Source organism: Photobacterium sp. R1 (assembly GCF_054600795.1).
On the sequence record NZ_BAAHZP010000247.1, the window covers coordinates 1 to 351 of the forward strand.

Here is a 351-nt window from a genome sequence, read left to right on the forward strand (position 1 = left end):
TGAACGTCACTGAACAGGTATTTCTGCCGCATCAGCTCTTGTGCCAGCAGCACGTCATCCGGATGGCAGGTAGCAGGATAGAGCGGCATCATGTGAATCATGCTGCCGATTTTGAAATCCGGGTTGATCGCATGGCCCAGTTTCACCACTTTTGCACTGGCCAGAAACTGGTGGTGTAACACCTGATACATCACTTGTTCCGGGTTGTCATGATCGGTATAGATCATCCCTGAGTTGCAGTAACCCCAGATAGGTAATTTCCAGTTGCGCTGGTTATTGATTTCGTTGAAGGTGATCCAGTATTTCACCTTGTGTTGATAGCGCTCCATTACGGCCTGGCTGAAGGTCACG

At 49.6% G+C, this 351-nt stretch carries 1 protein-coding gene; it reads right to left on the reverse strand.

The window, feature by feature from the left end:
- On the reverse strand, positions 1-351 hold a 351-nt coding region (locus ACYP03_RS24885; protein WP_459782509.1), incomplete at both ends, for a family 1 glycosylhydrolase.